The sequence below is a fragment of the Catellatospora sp. IY07-71 genome, from assembly GCF_018326265.1.
GTDB lineage: Bacteria > Actinomycetota > Actinomycetes > Mycobacteriales > Micromonosporaceae > Catellatospora.
In genome coordinates this window covers 1837930-1854692 of record NZ_AP023360.1, presented here as the reverse complement: position 1 = coordinate 1854692, position 16763 = coordinate 1837930, and the positions used below count along the sequence as shown (strand labels likewise).

At 73.5% G+C, this 16763-nt stretch carries 13 protein-coding genes and 1 pseudogene; 3 read left to right on the top strand and 11 right to left on the bottom strand.

The window, feature by feature from the left end; translation table 11 throughout:
- Window positions 1-157: 157 nt before the first annotated feature.
- The 3 genes from CS0771_RS08430 to CS0771_RS08420 all read right to left on the bottom strand — a co-directional run bounded on the left by CS0771_RS08430 (window position 158) and on the right by CS0771_RS08420 (window position 3576).
- Complete coding sequence (locus CS0771_RS08430; RefSeq protein WP_212840496.1) at window positions 158-2503, bottom strand: sodium-translocating pyrophosphatase; 2346 nt, start codon at window positions 2501-2503, stop codon at window positions 158-160.
- A 315-nt stretch (window positions 2504-2818) separates the two neighbouring features.
- Complete coding sequence (locus CS0771_RS08425; protein WP_203747708.1) at window positions 2819-3229, bottom strand: ATP-binding protein; 411 nt, start codon at window positions 3227-3229, stop codon at window positions 2819-2821.
- An 11-nt stretch (window positions 3230-3240) separates the two neighbouring features.
- Window positions 3241-3576, bottom strand: a complete 336-nt coding sequence (locus tag CS0771_RS08420; RefSeq protein WP_212840495.1) for an STAS domain-containing protein — start codon at window positions 3574-3576, stop codon at window positions 3241-3243.
- A gap of 246 nt (window positions 3577-3822) precedes the next feature.
- Here CS0771_RS08420 and CS0771_RS08415 point away from each other — a divergent pair, with 246 nt between their 5' ends.
- A complete protein-coding gene (locus CS0771_RS08415; protein WP_212840494.1) occupies window positions 3823-6216 on the top strand; it encodes a DEAD/DEAH box helicase in 2394 nt (797 codons plus the stop codon).
- A gap of 98 nt (window positions 6217-6314) precedes the next feature.
- On the opposite strand, the gene CS0771_RS08410 is transcribed toward CS0771_RS08415, so the two are convergent.
- The 7 genes and pseudogenes from CS0771_RS08410 to ssd all read right to left on the bottom strand — a co-directional run bounded on the left by CS0771_RS08410 (window position 6315) and on the right by ssd (window position 12029).
- The gene (locus tag CS0771_RS08410; RefSeq protein ID WP_212840493.1) at window positions 6315-7067 is read right to left on the bottom strand and encodes a DUF559 domain-containing protein; all 753 of its coding nucleotides are present in this window, start codon (window positions 7065-7067) and stop codon (window positions 6315-6317) included.
- A 162-nt stretch (window positions 7068-7229) separates the two neighbouring features.
- On the bottom strand, window positions 7230-7676 hold the full coding sequence (locus tag CS0771_RS08405; protein WP_244870678.1) for an Rv3654c family TadE-like protein: 447 nt from the start codon (window positions 7674-7676) through the stop codon (window positions 7230-7232).
- On the bottom strand, window positions 7673-7963 hold the full coding sequence (locus tag CS0771_RS08400) for a TadE/TadG family type IV pilus assembly protein (RefSeq protein WP_212840492.1): 291 nt from the start codon (window positions 7961-7963) through the stop codon (window positions 7673-7675). The genes CS0771_RS08405 and CS0771_RS08400 overlap by 4 nt, the downstream gene beginning before the upstream one ends.
- Window positions 7960-8103, bottom strand: a complete 144-nt coding sequence (locus CS0771_RS08395) for a DUF4244 domain-containing protein (protein ID WP_212845699.1) — start codon at window positions 8101-8103, stop codon at window positions 7960-7962. The genes CS0771_RS08400 and CS0771_RS08395 overlap by 4 nt, the downstream gene beginning before the upstream one ends.
- A gap of 359 nt (window positions 8104-8462) precedes the next feature.
- Window positions 8463-9857, bottom strand: coding sequence for a type II secretion system F family protein (locus tag CS0771_RS08390; protein ID WP_212840491.1), 1395 nt, complete (start codon window positions 9855-9857; stop codon window positions 8463-8465).
- Window positions 9854-10858: pseudogene (locus CS0771_RS08385) on the bottom strand (TadA family conjugal transfer-associated ATPase); the annotation flags it as partial. The pseudogene CS0771_RS08385 and the gene CS0771_RS08390, both read right to left, overlap by 4 nt.
- A 70-nt stretch (window positions 10859-10928) precedes the next feature.
- Complete coding sequence (ssd, locus tag CS0771_RS08380) at window positions 10929-12029, bottom strand: septum site-determining protein Ssd (protein ID WP_212840489.1); 1101 nt, start codon at window positions 12027-12029, stop codon at window positions 10929-10931.
- A gap of 443 nt (window positions 12030-12472) precedes the next feature.
- Here ssd and CS0771_RS08375 point away from each other — a divergent pair, with 443 nt between their 5' ends.
- Window positions 12473-13276, top strand: a complete 804-nt coding sequence (locus CS0771_RS08375) for an HAD family phosphatase (protein WP_212840488.1) — start codon at window positions 12473-12475, stop codon at window positions 13274-13276.
- 312 nt (window positions 13277-13588) lie between these two features.
- Here CS0771_RS08375 and CS0771_RS08370 read toward each other — a convergent pair whose 3' ends face one another.
- The gene (locus tag CS0771_RS08370; protein WP_212840487.1) at window positions 13589-14326 is read right to left on the bottom strand and encodes an oxidoreductase; all 738 of its coding nucleotides are present in this window, start codon (window positions 14324-14326) and stop codon (window positions 13589-13591) included.
- 128 nt (window positions 14327-14454) lie between these two features.
- On the opposite strand from CS0771_RS08370, the gene acs reads away from it, so the two are divergent.
- Entirely contained in the window at window positions 14455-16407 is a 1953-nt protein-coding gene (gene acs / locus CS0771_RS08365; protein WP_212840486.1) for an acetate--CoA ligase, read from the top strand.
- Window positions 16408-16763 lie beyond the last annotated feature (356 nt).

Below are 16763 nucleotides of genomic sequence, written 5' to 3'. Positions count from 1 at the left end.
AGCCTAACCCCGCCCCTCACCGCAGCGGTGATCTTGCGTGGATGTACCCCATGACACGGGCAAAAGGGACAGTCGCCGAGGCGCTCCTGCGAGATCCGCCCGGAAAACACCGCGGCGCCCTCCCCCGGAGGGGAGGGCGCCGCTTCAGTGCGTTGCGTCAGGCGTTGACCTTGTCGCGCTGCGCCGGAGTCGCAGCGTCAGCTTTTCCCGAGTCATCGCCGCCGACCGTGATCGGCTTGCGCTTGCTGATGAACACCGCCACCACGATGATCGCGGCCGCCACGAGGGCGATCGCGGTGCGCGCGGCCTGGTTCTCGGTGGAGCCGTACCAGAGCGCCACCACGGCGGGGGCGATCAGCAGCGACACCAGGTTCATCACCTTGATCAGCGGGTTGATGGCCGGGCCGGCGGTGTCCTTGAACGGGTCACCGACGGTGTCACCGATGACGGTGGCGGCGTGCGCCGGCGAGCCCTTGCCGCCGTGCGCGCCGTCCTCGACCATCTTCTTCGCGTTGTCCCAGGCGCCACCGGAGTTGGCCAGGAACACCGCCATCAGGGTGCCCGCGCCGATCGCACCGGCCAGGTACGACGCCAGCGCGCCCGCGCCGAGGCCGAAGCCGACGGCGATCGGGGCCAGGACCGCGAGCAGGCCCGGGGTCATCAGCTCGCGCTGCGCGTCCCGGGTGCAGATGTCGACGACCTTGCCGTACTCGGGACGCTGCGTGCCGTCCATGATGCCCGGCAGCTCGCGGAACTGGCGGCGCACCTCGTGCACCACCGCGCCGGCCGAACGCGACACCGCGTTGATGGCCAGACCCGAGAACAGGAAGACCACCGAGACGCCGATGAGCAGGCCGACCAGGTTCGCCGGGTTGGCCACGTTCAGCATCTCGTCGATGACCTCGGAGGCCGTCTGGCCCGCCTCGGCCAGCGAGGTGGCCAGCGTGTCGGTGTACGACCCGAACAGCGCGGTCGCGGCCAGCACGGCCGTCGCGATCGCGATGCCCTTGGTGATCGCCTTCGTGGTGTTGCCGACCGCGTCGAGCTCGGTGAGCGTACGCGCGCCCTGCTCGTCGATGTCGCCGGACATCTCGGCGATGCCCTGCGCGTTGTCGGAGATCGGGCCGAAGGTGTCCATGGCCACGATGACGCCGACGGTGGTCAGCAGGCCGCAGCCGGCCAGCGCGATGGCGAACAGCGACACGACCAGGGTGCCGCCGCCCAGCAGGAACGCGCCGTACACGGCACCGCCGATGAGCAGCGCCGAGTAGACCGCCGACTCCAGGCCGACGCTGATGCCGGAGAGCACCACGGTCGCCGGGCCGGTCTCGGACGTCTTGCCGATGTCCTGCACCGGCCGCTTGCCGGTCTCGGTGAAGTAGCCGGTCAGCGCCTGGATGGCGGCGGCCAGCACGATGCCGATGATGACCGCGCCGATGGCGACGATCTGCGGGTTGCCGGTCACATCCGGCTTGCCCAGCTCAGCGAAGGTCTTCGGCAGGTACCACACCGAAGCGCCCGCCACCGCGAGCGCGGACACGCCGGCCGAGATGTAGAAGGCGCGGTTGATCGCCTGCAGGCCGTTCTTGTCGGACTTGCGCAGGCGGGTCAGGAACACGCCGACGATCGCGATCAGCACCCCGATGGTCGACACGATCAGCGGGAAGACCAGGCCCTCCACGCCGAACGCGGCCCGGCCCAGGATCAGGGCGGCCACCAGGGTCACCGCGTACGACTCGAACAGGTCCGCGGCCATGCCGGCGCAGTCGCCCACGTTGTCGCCGACGTTGTCGGCGATGGTGGCCGCGTTGCGCGGGTCGTCCTCGGGGATGTTCTGCTCGACCTTGCCGACCAGGTCGGCGCCGACGTCGGCGGCCTTGGTGAAGATGCCGCCGCCGACCCGCATGAACATCGCGAGCAGCGCGGCGCCGAAGCCGAAGCCCTCCAGCACGGTCGCGGCGTCGGCACGGTAGATCAGCACCACCAGCGCGGCGCCGAACAGGCCGAGGCCCACCGTCAGGAAGCCGACCACACCGCCGGTGCGGAACGCGATCGCCATGGCGTTCTCGCGACCGCCCTCGGCCTCCCGCGCCGCCGCGGCCACCCGCAGGTTGGCACGGGTGGCGAGGGCCATCCCCGCACCGCCGATGAACGCGCTGAACAGCGCACCCACCACGAAGAAGGCCGAACGGCCGATCTTCAGCGAGAGCTCGTCGCCGTCGCCGTGCACCGGCAGAACGAAGAGCAGGATGACCGCGAGCACCACGAAGATGCCGAGCGTCTTGAACTGGCGGAAGAGATAGGCCGACGCGCCCTCCTGGACGGCCCCGGCGATCTCCTGCATCTTGTTGGTGCCCTTACCGGTCGCGAGCACGGACTTGACCAGCACGGCGGCGAATCCCAGCGCCACCAGCGCGATCACGGCCGCGACAATCACGTACGACACGTTCTTGCCGGTAAGGGCCAGCTCGCCGCCGGGCGCGGCGAGGATGGTCCCGGACATCTTTGTCCTCCAAAGATCTCTACTTGTGAGGCCGCCGTACGGTGTCGTCGGTGGACGGCCCGGTCGGGCCTGCCACCGGGCTACCCCCCACGGCGGAGCCGGAACCGGAGCACGAGTGACGGCGGTTACGGCATCGAAACAACCCGTGAACTGTAAACCGGACACGTGGTCGGGGTCACACCCCGTACCTGCCGTGTCGCGGTGATCTTCGTTGCTGCGCCGCGCGGGTTTGTGCGGTACGCTCAGCGACTCTATGCCTGCGGAACGGTCACAGCACGTCGCCGCGCATGCACACGCTCACGTTCCGTGGCGGAATCAGCGCCCCAGCCGCGACGCGCGCCGGATCGGCCACGCCATCTGCACCTCGGTGCCCGGCCCGTCGTCGAGCGGGCGGACCTGCAGATCCTTCACGATCGCCTGGAGCAGGCTGGCGCTCACGTCCACGGTGATCTGCTCCTCGTCGGCGATGGGCGCGTCGTCGCCGGCGCGGTCCCACACCTGCACCAGGTAACGATCCCCGTCGCTGAACGCCACCGCGACCACGTCGCGCAGGCCGACCCGCTGGTGCCGGGCCACCGCCCGCGCGCAGGCCTCGCCGATCGCCAGCCGGACCTCGTCGAGCTGGTCGTCGGGCACGCCGGCCCGCCGTGCGACGGCCACGCCGACGAGCCGCGCCGTACGCACGTGCGCGGGTTCGGGGGTGAATTCGAGCCGGACGGTCGCCATTACCCTGCGGATCAGCTCGCGGTCGCGGCGTCGATGGACGGATACAGCGGCAGCACCTGGTCGAGCGCCGTGATCCGGAAGATCTTCAGCAGCGACTCGCGGGCGCACACCACGCCGAACGTCGCTCCCGCGGCACGCGCCTTACGCAGCCCGCCGACCAGCACGCCCAGCCCGGTCGAGTCCATGAACTCGACCTTCGCGAGGTCGACCACGACCCCGGTCACCCCGCTGTCGAGCAGCTCCGCGATGCGCTCGCGCAGCTTGGGAGCGGTGTAGACGTCCACCTCGCCGCCGACTTCGAGCACGGTGTGCGTGGCGACGACACGCGTGGCCAGCGACAGCTCCATCGGCACCTCCCTCTGCGACGTCCGGTCACTGCCCGGAATCTCTCCGTGCACCGGTCCCCATGCATCTAACCACTGGTCGGGTTTCCGGGCTACGCGCCCTTTGCCCTTGTCGCCGACGTGGGCTGTCGTATCTCGGCAACGGGCGCCGACCGTGGGCCGGGCGCCGCCCGAGACTGCGCCGGACGTCGCCCGACGGCGGCCGATGCGGGCTGGCCGCCGCGGCCCGCCGGGTGGCAGAGTGCTGGGGTGGACCTGCTGCCCTACTGGCTCAAGCGCGACCAGGTCACGCACGTCGAGCTGCTGCCCGCGCGGGCCGGGCGCGCCGCCGAGTGGCCCGCCTGGATCCCGCCGGACCTGGTCGAGGCGCTGCGCGGCTGCGGCATCACCGCGCCCTGGGCCCACCAGGCCGAGGCGGCCGAGCTGGCGTACGCCGGCCACGATGTCGTCATCTCGACCGGCACCGGCTCCGGCAAGTCCCTCGCCTACCAGCTGCCCGCCCTGTCCGCCGTGCTCACCGAGCCCCGCGCCCGGGTCCTCTACCTCGCCCCCACCAAGGCGCTCGCCGCCGACCAGCACCGCTCGCTGACCGGGCTGAACCTGCCCGGCCTGCGCGCCGCGGTCTGCGACGGCGACACCGGCCGCGAGGAGCGCGACTGGATCCGCCAGCACGCCAACGTCATCCTCACCAACCCCGACCTGCTGCACCACAGCCTGCTCCCGCAGCACCAGCGCTGGTCCGGGGTGCTGCGCAACCTGCGCTACGTCATCGTCGACGAGTCCCACAGCTACCGCGGCGTCTTCGGCGCCCACGTCGCCCACATCCTCCGCCGCCTCCGCCGCCTCACCGGAGAACCAGAAAGGAAGGGCACCTTCTTAACGGAATCCGTAGAGGAAGGGCACCTTCTTAACGCGGAGACCGCTGACCAGTCCGTTGCCCGGTCAGGCGGCACGGCCAGGTCCGGTGGCACCGGGATCGGCCGGGGCGGCGCAGCGCGGCGCGGGCCGGTGTTCCTGCTGGCGTCGGCGACGTCCGGGGATCCGGCGGGCAGCGCGAGCAAGCTCGTCGGGCGACCGGTGCGGGCCGTCACCGAGGACGGTGCGCCGCGCGGCTCGATGACCTTCGCGCTGTGGGAGCCGCCGGAGCTGCCCGGGGCGGATCTGAACGGCGACGCCGCCCCGGTGCGCCGGTCCGCGCTGCGGGAGACCGCCGACCTGCTGGCCGACGCGGTCGTGCAGGGCGTACGCACCCTCGCCTTCGTACCCTCCCGGCGCGGCGCCGAGGTCGTGGCCGTGCACGCGCGCGCCGCCCTCGAAGAGGCGCAGCCGGGCCTGGGCCGCCAGGTCGCCGCGTACCGCGCCGGCTACCTGCGCGAGGAGCGCCGCAGCCTGGAGCAGCAGCTCACCGACGGCAGCCTGACCGGCCTGGCCACCACCAACGCGCTCGAACTGGGCATCGACGTGACCGGCCTGGACGCCGTGCTGCTGGCGGGCTACCCCGGCACCCGCGCCGCGGTCTGGCAGCGTGCCGGGCGGGCCGGGCGGGCCGGGCGCGACGGGCTGTGCGTGCTCGTCGCCCGCGACGACCCGCTGGACACCTACCTGGTGCACCACCCGCAGGCGCTGTTCGGCACCCCCGTCGAGGCCACCGTGTTCGACCCGGCCAACCCGTACGTACTCGCCCCGCACCTGTGCACCGCCGCCGCCGAGCAGCCGCTCACCGAGGCCGACCTGCCCCTGTTCGGCGCCGACGCGGCACTGCTCGACGAACTCGTCGCCGCGGGCGCGCTGCGCCGCCGCCCCACCGGCTGGTACTGGACCCATCCGCAGCGCCCCGACATCGACCTGCGCGGCACCGGCGGCCCGCCCGTCGCCGTCATCGAGGCGTCGACCGGGCGGCTCATCGGCACCGCCGACCCCGGCGCGGCCCACCACCACCTGCACCCCGGTGCCGTGTACACCCACCAGGGCCGCACGTACGTCGTGCAGTCGCTCGACCTCGCCGACGCGGTCGCGCTGGTCGAGGCGGACAACCCGCCGTACTCCACGCACGCCCGGGACACCACCTCGCTCACCGTGCTGGAGGTGCGCTCCTACGTCGACGCCGGGCCGATCGGGCTGTTCCTCGGCGAGGTCGAGGTGACCAGCCAGGTGGTGTCGTTCCAGCGCCGCCGCATGGACAGCGGCGAGGTGCTCGGCACCTGGCCGCTGGAGCTGCCCAGCCGCACCCTGCGCACGGTCGCGGTGTGGACCACGATCGCCGAGTCCGCCGTGGCCGGGGTCGAGGACCTGCCCGGCTCGCTGCACGCCGCCGAGCACGCCGCGATCGGGCTGCTCCCGCTGGTGGCCAGCTGCGACCGGTGGGACATCGGCGGCCTGTCCACCGCCTGCCACGCCGACACCGACGCGCCGACCATCTTCGTGTACGACGGGCACCCCGGCGGGGCCGGTTTCGCCGAGCGGGCGTACGGGATGGCCGCGCAGTGGCTGGGCGCGACGCGCACCGCCGTCGCCGAGTGCGGGTGCGAGCGCGGCTGCCCCAGCTGCGTCCAGTCCCCCAAGTGCGGCAACGGCAACAATCCCCTGGACAAGCGCGGCGCCGTGACCGTCCTCGACACCATCCTCCACCACCTCCCCCACTGACCGCCGGGCGCGGCGCGGGGCGCGGGGCGCCAAGATCGCCGTCTCGTGTCGGAACCTGTGGCTGGACCATAGGTTGTGACACGAGACAGCGATCTCTGTCAGCCCGCCAGCTGGCGGCGGACGGTTTCGATCTCATGGAGGACGCCGGGCATGTTGCGGGTGAGGTCCTGCCAGGTGAAGCGGAGCACCGTCCAGCCCGCCCGGACCAGGCGATTCTGCCGGGTGCGGTCGTGCTGGAAACGGTCGGCGGCGCTGTGCCAGGCCTGCCCGTCGATCTCGATCGCCAGCCGGATCTCCACGAACCCGAAGTCGACCGCGCCGATCAGCCCATCCTCGTCGTGCACTGGCAGGTTGCTCCGCCATCCGGTGATCCGGCCCTGGCGCAGGCCCTGCACCAGCAGCCGTTCCGCGGCGGACCGCGCACCGTGAGCGTGCCGGGCCGCCGCCCGGACCAGCGGCCCGGCCCCGTGTCGCCCGGCCCGGCCCCGCACCCGCTCGACGAACTCCTCGAACGTGATGAGCCGCCGCTGGATCGCGCGGTCGAGCACCAGGTCCGCGTCGTCGGGCCGCAGCTCACGTACGCAGTCGATCACCGTCTGCGCCGGGCCGGTGAACAGCATCCCGTCGACGAGGCAGACGTCGGCGGAGGCCAGGATCTCGCGGTGTACCCGCAGGCCGGCGTGCCGGACCTGCCGCCCCGGTCCGACCGTCACGCAGGTGCGCAGGTCGGGCACCTCCAGCCCGTATCGCCGGGCCGCCGACGGCCCGCTGAGGACCGCGTCGGGCACGGCCAGCAGCACCGCCCGGTCCCGCAGCAGCGGAGTGACCTGCCGCCCGGCGCGGGTCAGCACCGGGCCGATGACGACCCGCCAATCGCCCCGGCGCAGGCGCCGCCGGATCTGATCGTTTGTGAACCCGTGTCGATGAGCATCCTCCCTGGTGAAGAGCCCACCCCTGTCATCGGCGAGCACGTCCAGCCCGGCTTGATCAGTAGTTGGTGTCATGATCTGCGGTCACACCTCACTTCTTGACACGAAATCGCGATCTGCCCGGCGCGGAGCCAAAGCGGAGCTCTGGCGCGGATACCGGAGCTTCGGCGCGGGGAGCGGAGCTTCGGCGCGGGGAGCGGCTGCCTCGGCCACCGCGGCGATCCGGATCGGGCCGGCGCGGGCGGTGGCCTCGGCGGCGCCCGCCCCGGTCACGGCGGTTACGGAAAGGAGCAGGTCGAGGCCGTCGAGCCGGCAGTCCGTCACCATCGCGCCGTTGGCCCGCACGAGTTCCCCGGCCCGCGCGCAGGCCACGTCCACGCCCTGGACGGCGTACGCCGCGCCCGCCAGCGCGCCGAGATCGGCCGCGGTCCGCGCCTGCTCCCGGGCGACCAGGTGCGCGCCCTCGGCCGCGACCACGGTGCCCGCGACGACGAACACCAGCCCGACGCCGATCGCGTACAGGGAGCTCACGGCGCACCGGGTTCCCGGGCGGCGGTCGCGGTGCAGGTGAGCACGGTGACCCGGACGGACCGCCGCACCGTCGCCGTCACGGTGTCCCCGCCCGACGACACGTCCGCCCCGGCCGCCACCGCCTCGCCACGGGCCGCGGCCAGTGCGGCATCACGGGCGGCGGCCACGCAGCCGAGCTTCACGGTCACCGCGGTGACCGCACCGATGCCGGTGACCAGCAGCAGCACCACGGCGGGCAGTGCCACCGCCAGCTCGGCGGTGGCACTGCCCCGGTCGCTTCGGCTCACCCGAGCGCCCGCTGGATCACCCCGGCCAGTGCCGCCTGCACGCTGTCGCTGGTCAGCACCTTGAGCAGGATCCCGGCGAACGCGACGGCGGCAAGCGTGCCGACCGCGTACTCGGCGGTGTTCATCCCGGCGTCAGCCATGCAGCGCGGCCCGGCGGCAGGGCCGGTCTCGTCGTGTCCCTTCGCGTCGTCGGCGTGGACGGCACCGTCCACCTCCGACGGGGCGGCGAGACCGGCGCCGTGTGCCGCCGCGCCACCCGCGAGGATGTGGCCGTCCACCTGCGGCCGGGCGGTGAGACCGGCGTCGTCCGCGGTCGCGCACGCGGCGCGGACGGCGTCGTTCACCTGCGGCTGGGTGAAGAGCCCGGCGTCGCGCATCTCCGCGTCCGCGGGGACCGGCGGGCGGAGCAGGCGCCGCGCGCCGGAGGCGAGCGCCGCGGGTGACGGCCCCGCCGCCGTCTCGGTCGGGTCGGTCATGATCATGGTTGATCTCCTCTCGTTCAGAGCACCTCGCCGAGCACGGCGAGGACCACCGGCACCAGGCCGGCGAGCACGAAGGCCGGCAGGAAGCACAGGCCGAGGGGGAGCACGATGAGCACACCGGCGCGCTGGGCACCGGCCTGGCGGCGTACGGCGGCGTCGGCGCGCAGGTCGTCGGCGCACCGGTGGAGCGCTCCGGCCAGGGCTGATCCGCTGGCGGAGCTGCGTTCGGCGGCGGCGACCAGGCGCCGGGCGGGCGGCAGGTCGGCAAGGTGCTGCCAGGCCTCGGCGGGCGTGGCGCCCAGCCGCAGGCTGCGCCCGATGCGCTGGAGGCGCACCGCGGCAGGCCCGTCGAGCGCGGCCGCGACGGCGAGCACCGCACCGTCCAGCGGGGCACCGGCCCGCAGCGCCGCGCCCACCAGGTCGACCGCCCACGGCAGGTCGGCGAGCACCTGCACCCTTTCGGCGCGGACCGCCGCGGGTTCCATTCGCCGCAGCACCGCCACCGTCACCGCCGCGACCACGGCTCCGATGACGACGCCCGCCACACCGGGCAGCAGCGCGACCACGGCACCGCCCGCGACCAGCCCGAGCAGCCATGGCGTACGCGGGGACGGGTTCTCCGGGACGCGGCGCAGCCGCAGCCGGCGCAGCCGGCGCCGGACCGAGCCGCTGCCCGCCGCCGCACGCGAGGGCGGGGCGCCCTGCAGGCGGCGTGTCCAGGCGAGCCCGGCGGCCTGGAGCACGGCGGCACCGCAGGCGCAGCCGACGCCGACGGGCGTGTGCAGCAGGATCCGCAGCGGGTCGACCCCGATCAGGTAGCCGAGCCCGAGCCCGCCCACCGGCAGCGCGGCCAGCAGCACCGCCGTGAGCTGCGCACCGGCGGCCTGCGCGGCAGCGGCGGCGTCCGCACGGTCGGCGGCCCGGCTCTGCGCTTCGAGCCGTTCGAGCAGCTCCGCCAGGGGCGCGCCGGTGCCGTCGGCGAGCCTGCGCGCGGCGTGCACGAGCCGGTCCAGCTCGGCGTCGGGCAGCAGCAGCACGCCACCGACCCCGCCGACGGCACCGGCGCGCAGCTCGGCGGCGGCCGCGCCGATCAGGTCGAGCGAGTCGGCGCGCTGCCGGGTGGCGCTGCGGCCGAGCCGGTGCCCGCGCCACAGCCGCCCGCCGAGCACGGCATACCCGGCGACGATCAGCGCCGCCACGGGCGAACCGGCGAGCAGTCCCGCGACCAGCCCGGCAGCCGCCGGCAGCAGGGGGATCAGCAGCCGGGAGACGACCGGCGGGTCCAAATCACGCCCGCCGGATTCTTCCTCCGCCCCACCTGGCCCGGATGCGCCGAGCGCGGCCAGCCGGTCGCGCGCCCCACGTGACCAGGGTGAGTCGAGTCCGGCCGGCCGGTCGCGCGCCTGCCTCATCGCGCCGCCAGCCAGGCGGGCGGGACGACGTCACGTTCGCGCAGCAGGTGGCACAGTTCGGCGGCGCCGGGGCGGATGCCGTCGGCGCGTCGCCAGACCGGCCGGGCGGTGACGAGCCGCTCGGGTCCGTCGGCGGTGAGCAGGCATACGGCGTCGAGCACCCGGCCCGTCGCGGTGCGCCGCAGGTGCAGCAGCACCCGGACCGCGGCGGCGACCTGGGCGTGCAGGGCCGGGCGGGGCAGCCCGCCCAGCAGGCCGAGCGCCTCCAGCCGGGCGGGCACGTCGGCGGGGGTGTTGGCGTGCAGGGTGCCCGCGCTGCCCTCGTGCCCGGTGTTCAGGGCGGCGAGCAGATCGACCACCTCGGCGCCGCGGCATTCGCCGACGACGAGCCGATCCGGGCGCATCCGCAGCGCCTGCCGGACCAGCTCGGCGAGGCCGACCACACCGGCCCCCTCCACGTTGGAGGTGCGGGTCTGCAGGGCGACCACGTGCGGGTGGGCCGGGCGCAGCTCGGCGGAGTCCTCGACGAGCACGATCCGCTCACGGCCGGGCACCAGCCCGAGCAGCGCGCCGAGCAGCGTGGTCTTGCCGGAGCCGGTGCCGCCGGAGACGAGGAAGGTGAGCCGGGCGGCGACCACCACGGCGAGCAGTTCGGCGAGCTCGGGACGGACCAGCTCGGCCAGGCCCATCGGGCGCTGCCGGAAGGTGCGCAGGGACAGGTACGGCCCGGCCGTCGCCACCGGGGGCAGCACCGCGTGCAGCCGGGTGCCGTCGGCGAGCCGGGCGTCCACGAACGGCTGCCCGTCGTCGAGCCGCCGCCCGCAGGCGGCCGCGAGCCGCTGCGCGAGCCGGCGTACGGATTCCGCGGACGGCATGGTGACCGGCTCGCGGACCAGCCCGGACCCCCGATCGGTCCACACCTGCACCCCGTTGACCAGCACGTCGGTGACGTCGGGCGCGGCCAGCAGCGGCCCGAGCGGCCCGGTCCCGGCGAGTTCGGCGGGCACGATGCGCTCGGTCATCCCTGCTCACCGTCCGTGCGCGCCGCACCCGACCCGGAGAGAAGCCTGGTCACGGCAGGACCTCGCGGATCAGGCGGCCGCACAGGGTGGCCAGCGGGCCGCGGGCGGCGGAGCCCGGCGCCTCGCCGCGTTCCAGGGCGGCGGCGAGCCGGGGCTCGGGGCGCAGGGTGCCGGCCAGCGGCAGGCCCACCGCGCGGGCCAGCTCGGCGGCGCTGAGCCGCCCCGGCGCCGGTTCGCGGACCACCAGGGACAGCTCGCGCCGGTACGCCAGCGCGACGTCGGCGACGCGGGCCGCCGCGGCGGCCGCGCGCAGCTCGGCGGGCACGACCAGCAGCACCCGGTCGGCGTCCTGGAGCACCACCGCGGCGGCCTCGTCGAGGCGCCGGGGCAGGTCGACCACGACGAGGTCCCGGCCGCGCCGTCCGGCGTCGAGGGCGACTGCCATGGCGTCGGCGGGCAGTGACGGGGCGACCGGGGTCTCCTCGTCGGGGATGTCGCGGGCGCAGGACAGCACGACCAGGTCACCGCGGCGGGGCAGCGCGTCGACGAGCGCGGCGGGGTCGACCGGGCCGCTGGCGCGGGCGAGCTGCGGCCAGCGCAGGCCGCGCAGCTCCTCCCAGCCCAGCAGCAGGTCGGCGCCGCCGCCCAGCGGGTCCGCGTCGATCAGCAGGGTGCGCAGCGGGACGCGGCAGGCGGTGACGGCGAGTCCGGCGGCCAGCACGCTGGCACCGGCGCCACCCCGGCCGCCGAGCACGGCGACGACCCGCCCGGCGCCGGGAGCGGGGCCGCGGCCGATCCCGGCGAGCCGCTCGACCAGCCAGGTCTCGGCGGCGGGCAGCAGGGCGACGTGCTCGGCGCCGAGCGGCTGGGCGAGGTCCCACGGCCGCGGGTCGGCGGCGTCGCGGCACACCACGACGACCCCGGGCCGCCGGGGCAGCCGCGCCCGCAGGCAGCCGTCGGCCAGGTCGCCGCCGATGAGCACGACCGGCGCGGGGCCGTAGCGCGGGCGGGCGGCGGGCAGGTCGTGTGCGACCTCCAGCTCCACGCCCGCGGCGGAGCCGAGCCGCAGCAGGTCGTCCAGCAGGTCGGGGTCGGCGGTGACGAGCAGGGCGCGGGCGGCTTCGCGGCGGCGGGTCGTCGAGCGGGTCATGCCGGGCACTGTGCGCCACGGTCCGATGCGGACACCACGATGCGCGCACGGCGCTTGTGGACAGTGCGGTGCTTGGGGACAACCGCCTGATCAAGGTGTGGATCTGCTATGGCGTCCGGCGTACGCCCCGAATGACGACGACCCCCGTCCGGGGAGACGGGGGCCGTCCTTGGGGACCGGCCCTCAGGGGGGATGGTGAGCCGGAACCCGCTCAGCGGTCGCGGGGGGGGGAGGCAACCGCTGAGGGCTGTTTGCGAAAGCATGCCTGACCGGACGGCACGCCGTCGAGGGGCATCCTGCCCGACACGCGCCGACACGCCGTAGATGACCCCAAGATCCTACGCTACGCAATCACTGAGTGGCCGGTCAGTAGCCGCAGGCCCGCCGGTACGCCGGGCGGTGGCCGCACGCCACCGGGGCGGACGCCCCGCTACACTCCGACCGTGGGCCGCAGCGCCGCGTTTTTCGACCTGGACAAGACCGTCATCGCGACATCGAGCGCGCTGGCGTTCGGCAGACCGTTCTATCGTGACGGTCTGATCACTAAGCGTGACGTCGTCAAGACGGCGTTCGCTCAGTTCATGTTCAAGCGCTCCGGCGCCGACGACCAGGCCATGGTGCGCACCCGCGACTACATGGCCGAGCTGGTCAAGGGCTGGCGCGTCGACCAGGTCCGGCAGATCGTCAACGAGACGCTGCACGAGCTGATCGACCCCTACATCTACGCCGAGGCCGCGACGCTGATCGAGGAGCACCAGGCGGCCGGGCGGGACATCGTGCTGGTGTCCGCCTCCGGCGAGGAGATGGTGCAGCCGATCGGCGCCCAGCTCGGGGTCAGTGACGTCATCGCCACCCGGATGAAGGTCGCCGAGGGGCAGTACACCGGCGAGATCGAGTTCTACGCGGCCGGTCCCGCGAAGGTCGAGGCGGTGCGCAAGCTCGCCGCCGAACGCGGTTACGACCTCGGCGAGTGCTACGCCTACTCCGACTCCGTCTCCGACGTGCCGCTGCTGTCGGCGGTGGGCCACCCGAGCGCGGTCAACCCCGACAAGGCGCTGCGCCGCGAGGCCGTCGAGCGGCACTGGCCGGTCCTGGAGTTCCGCCACCCGATTCCGCTGGGCCGCAGGCTGCGCAACCGGCCGGCCGTCCCGGTCGCCGCCGCGCTGGGTCTCGGCGTCGGCGTGGCCATCGGCATCGCGTGGTACGGCCGCCGCAGGCGCGCCCGTGCCGCGGCTTCTGCCCCCTGATGGGTGATTGGGACGTCACAACAGCCACAGCAGTCACACATTCGGCGTGAACCCTGGCCTTCACCCCGAAACGGGCGTAGAAAAGTGAGTACGAAAGCGTTCTGCAGCTGGAAGTAGCTGGCAGAAGCCAGCTTTCGGGCACGGCCTCCGGGCACCCACGCGCGATCTAGCCGTCGTGAAGGCATAGTCGCAGCATGACCTTCGGGTCGGCTGTGGGCCGTTTGGCAAAGGGTGCACGCTTGGTACCCCGGCAGGACGTGCGCGATGGCGCCGCCTCGTGCGGCGCCATCCATATTGTCCGGAGTGGAACGGTCAGGCCGAGGCCAGGACCGCGTCGCCGACCACGGCGATCTCCGCGGCGCCCGCGGTGACCGCGGTGGCGTAATGACGCAGCCAGGAACGCAGGCCGTCGGGGGTGCCGGTGGCGAAGGCCCCCGCCGCACCGACGTATTCCGGCTCGCGGGCCAGCTGCGCGACCTCCAGCGCGATCAGGCCACGCGGGTCGAAGCCGCTGCCGACCAGGGTGAGCCGGGCGGCGGCTCGGGCCACCACGCCGTTGACCCCAGGAAATGCGCGCAGCGCGAGCAGCTCGCCGTGCACCACGGCAGCCCGGATCAGCGGATCCCCGGCCTCGCCGGTGACGATCTGAAGCAGGGTGTCCAGGCGGCCGGCGCTTTCCGGCTCCGGCCGGCCCAGCACGGCGTCGGGCAGCACGCCGGTGCCGGCCAGCAGGTGCAGCCGCGCCAGCACCTGCCGGGGCGCGGTCTGCCAGGTCTGGTGCAGGCCGGGCAGCGCCTCGGCGACCCGCAGCGCGCCCTGCAGCACCGCGTCCAGCACGGTGCCACCGCGCACGTCGCTGAGCTCGTAGCGGTGACCTTCGAGGGCGGCGCTGGCCACCGCGCAGCGCAGGCTGATCTCGGCGGCCACCGCGCCGCCCTGACGCCGCAGCGCGCGATGTTTGTACGCGCCGTCCACCGCAGCGCGCGCGCCATTCACCGCAGATTCGACATCGGCCAGTTTCAGCAGCGGGGCCAACGGATCCATAGTCACAGCCGGAGGCTATCCCAACAAAATAGTTAGGGACCCTTACTGTAAAGCCGGGTCATCTGGCCGTAACATCACCGGAGACCCACGTCACAGGGCATGTGCCGTCAATTCACCCCTAGGGAGGCGCCGCAGTGAGCGAGACCCTCGAGAACCTGTTGCACGAGACGCGGCAGTTCCCACCGCCGGCGGAGATCGCCGCTTCGGCGAACGTCACGGCCGAGGCGTACGCGCAGGCCGAGGCGGACCGGCTGGGTTTCTGGGAGACGCAGGCCAGGCGGCTGGACTGGGCGCGCCCGTGGGACGAGGTGCTGGACTGGTCGAACCCGCCGTTCGCGAAGTGGTTCGTGGGCGGGCAGCTCAACATCGCGTACAACTGCCTGGACCGGCACCTGGCCAACGGCCTGGGTGACCGCGTCGCCATCCACTGGGAGGGCGAGCCGGGCGACACCCGCACCATCACCTACGCCGACCTGCACGCCGAGGTGTGCCGGGCGGCCAACGCCCTGACCGGCCTGGGCGTCAGCGCCGGGGACCGGGTCGCGATCTACCTGCCGATGATCCCCGAGGCGGCCGTCGCGATGCTGGCGTGCGCCCGCATCGGCGCCACGCACTCCGTGGTGTTCGGCGGCTTCAGCAAGGACGCGCTGGCCGGCCGGATCCAGGACGCCAGCGCGAAGGTCGTCATCACCGCCGACGGCGGTTACCGCCGCGGGGCGGCGAGCGCGCTCAAGCCGACCGTGGACGAGTCCGTGGCCGAGTGCCCGACCGTCGAGAAGGTCCTCGTGGTGCGCCGCACCGGGCAGGACGTCGCCTGGGACGACAGCCGCGACGTGTGGTGGCACGACGTGGTGGCCACCGCGCCGGCCGAGCACGAGGCGCAGCCGTTCGACAGCGAGCACCCGCTGTTCATCCTCTACACCTCGGGCACCACGGCGCGGCCGAAGGGCATCCTGCACACCACCGGCGGTTACCTGACCCAGGCCTCGTACACCCACCACGCGGTGTTCGACCTGAAGCCGGAGACCGACGTCTATTGGTGCACCGCCGACATCGGCTGGGTCACCGGGCACAGCTACATCGTGTACGGCCCACTGTCCAACGGCGCCACCCAGGTGATGTACGAGGGCACCCCGGACACCCCGCACCGCGGCCGGTTCTGGGAGATCGTGGAGAAGTACCGCGTCACCATCCTCTACACCGCACCCACCGCGATCCGCACGTTCGCCAAGTGGGGCGACGACATCCCGGCGCAGTTCGACCTCGGCTCGCTGCGGCTGCTCGGCTCGGTCGGCGAGCCGATCAACCCCGAGGCGTGGATGTGGTATCGCAAGCACATCGGCGGCGACCGGTGCCCGATCGTGGACACCTGGTGGCAGACCGAGACCGGCGCCATCATGATCTCGCCGCTGCCGGGCGTGACGACCTGCAAGCCGGGCTCGGCGATGGGCCCGCTGCCGGGCATCAAGGCGGAGGTCGTGGCCGACGACGGCACGATCGTGGGCAACGGCGGCGGCGGCTACCTGGCGCTGACCGGCCCGTGGCCGTCGATGCTGCGCACCATCTGGGGCGACGACAAGCGCTTCATCGAGACGTACTGGTCGCGCTTCGTGGAGCAGGGCTTCTACTTCGCGGGTGACGGTGCCAAGCGGGACGAGGACGGCGCGATCTGGCTGCTGGGCCGGGTCGACGACGTGATGCTGGTGTCCGGTCACAACATCTCCACCACCGAGGTCGAGTCGGCGCTGGTCGGCCACCCGGCGGTCGCGGAGGCCGCGGTCGTCGGCGCCACCGACCCGACCACCGGCCAGGCCATCGTCGCCTTCGTGATCCTCAAGGGCGGCGCCGAGGTCGGCGTGGCCGAGCTGCGCGAGCACGTCTCGAAGACGCTCGGCCCGATCTGCAAGCCGCGCCAGATCATGCTGGTAGCCGAGCTGCCGAAGACGCGGTCCGGGAAGATCATGCGGCGCCTGCTGCGTGACGTGGCGGAGAACCGCTCGCTGGGCGACGTCACCACGCTGCAGGACTCCGCGGTGATGAACCTGATCGCGGCCGGTATGCAGTCCGGCAAGTCCGACGAGGACTGACCACCCGCCGACGAGAGGGGCGGCCACCGGGATTCCGGTGGCCGCCCCCTTTCGCTGTCATGGCATTCTCTGCTCAAAGAGCCGACCAGCGGCACATCCACCGTTCGGTGGACCGGAATCAGCATCATCGCGACATGTCCATGTCGCGCGGTGACGTGGGAGCCCCGACACAGTCCTCCCGTGTCCGGGCCATCCCTAAACAATCCCTTCATTTGCCATTGTGAAGTGCTTGCTTCACGTGAGCCACCTCCTCCTTCCAGCCGCGTGAAGCCGCTCAGGTGCGGAGGGGGCAGGCTGTCATGCCGCCTCCTCCTGCCTAACCGCTACGGCGCCCCTGCCCGCGGCGGACATCCCCA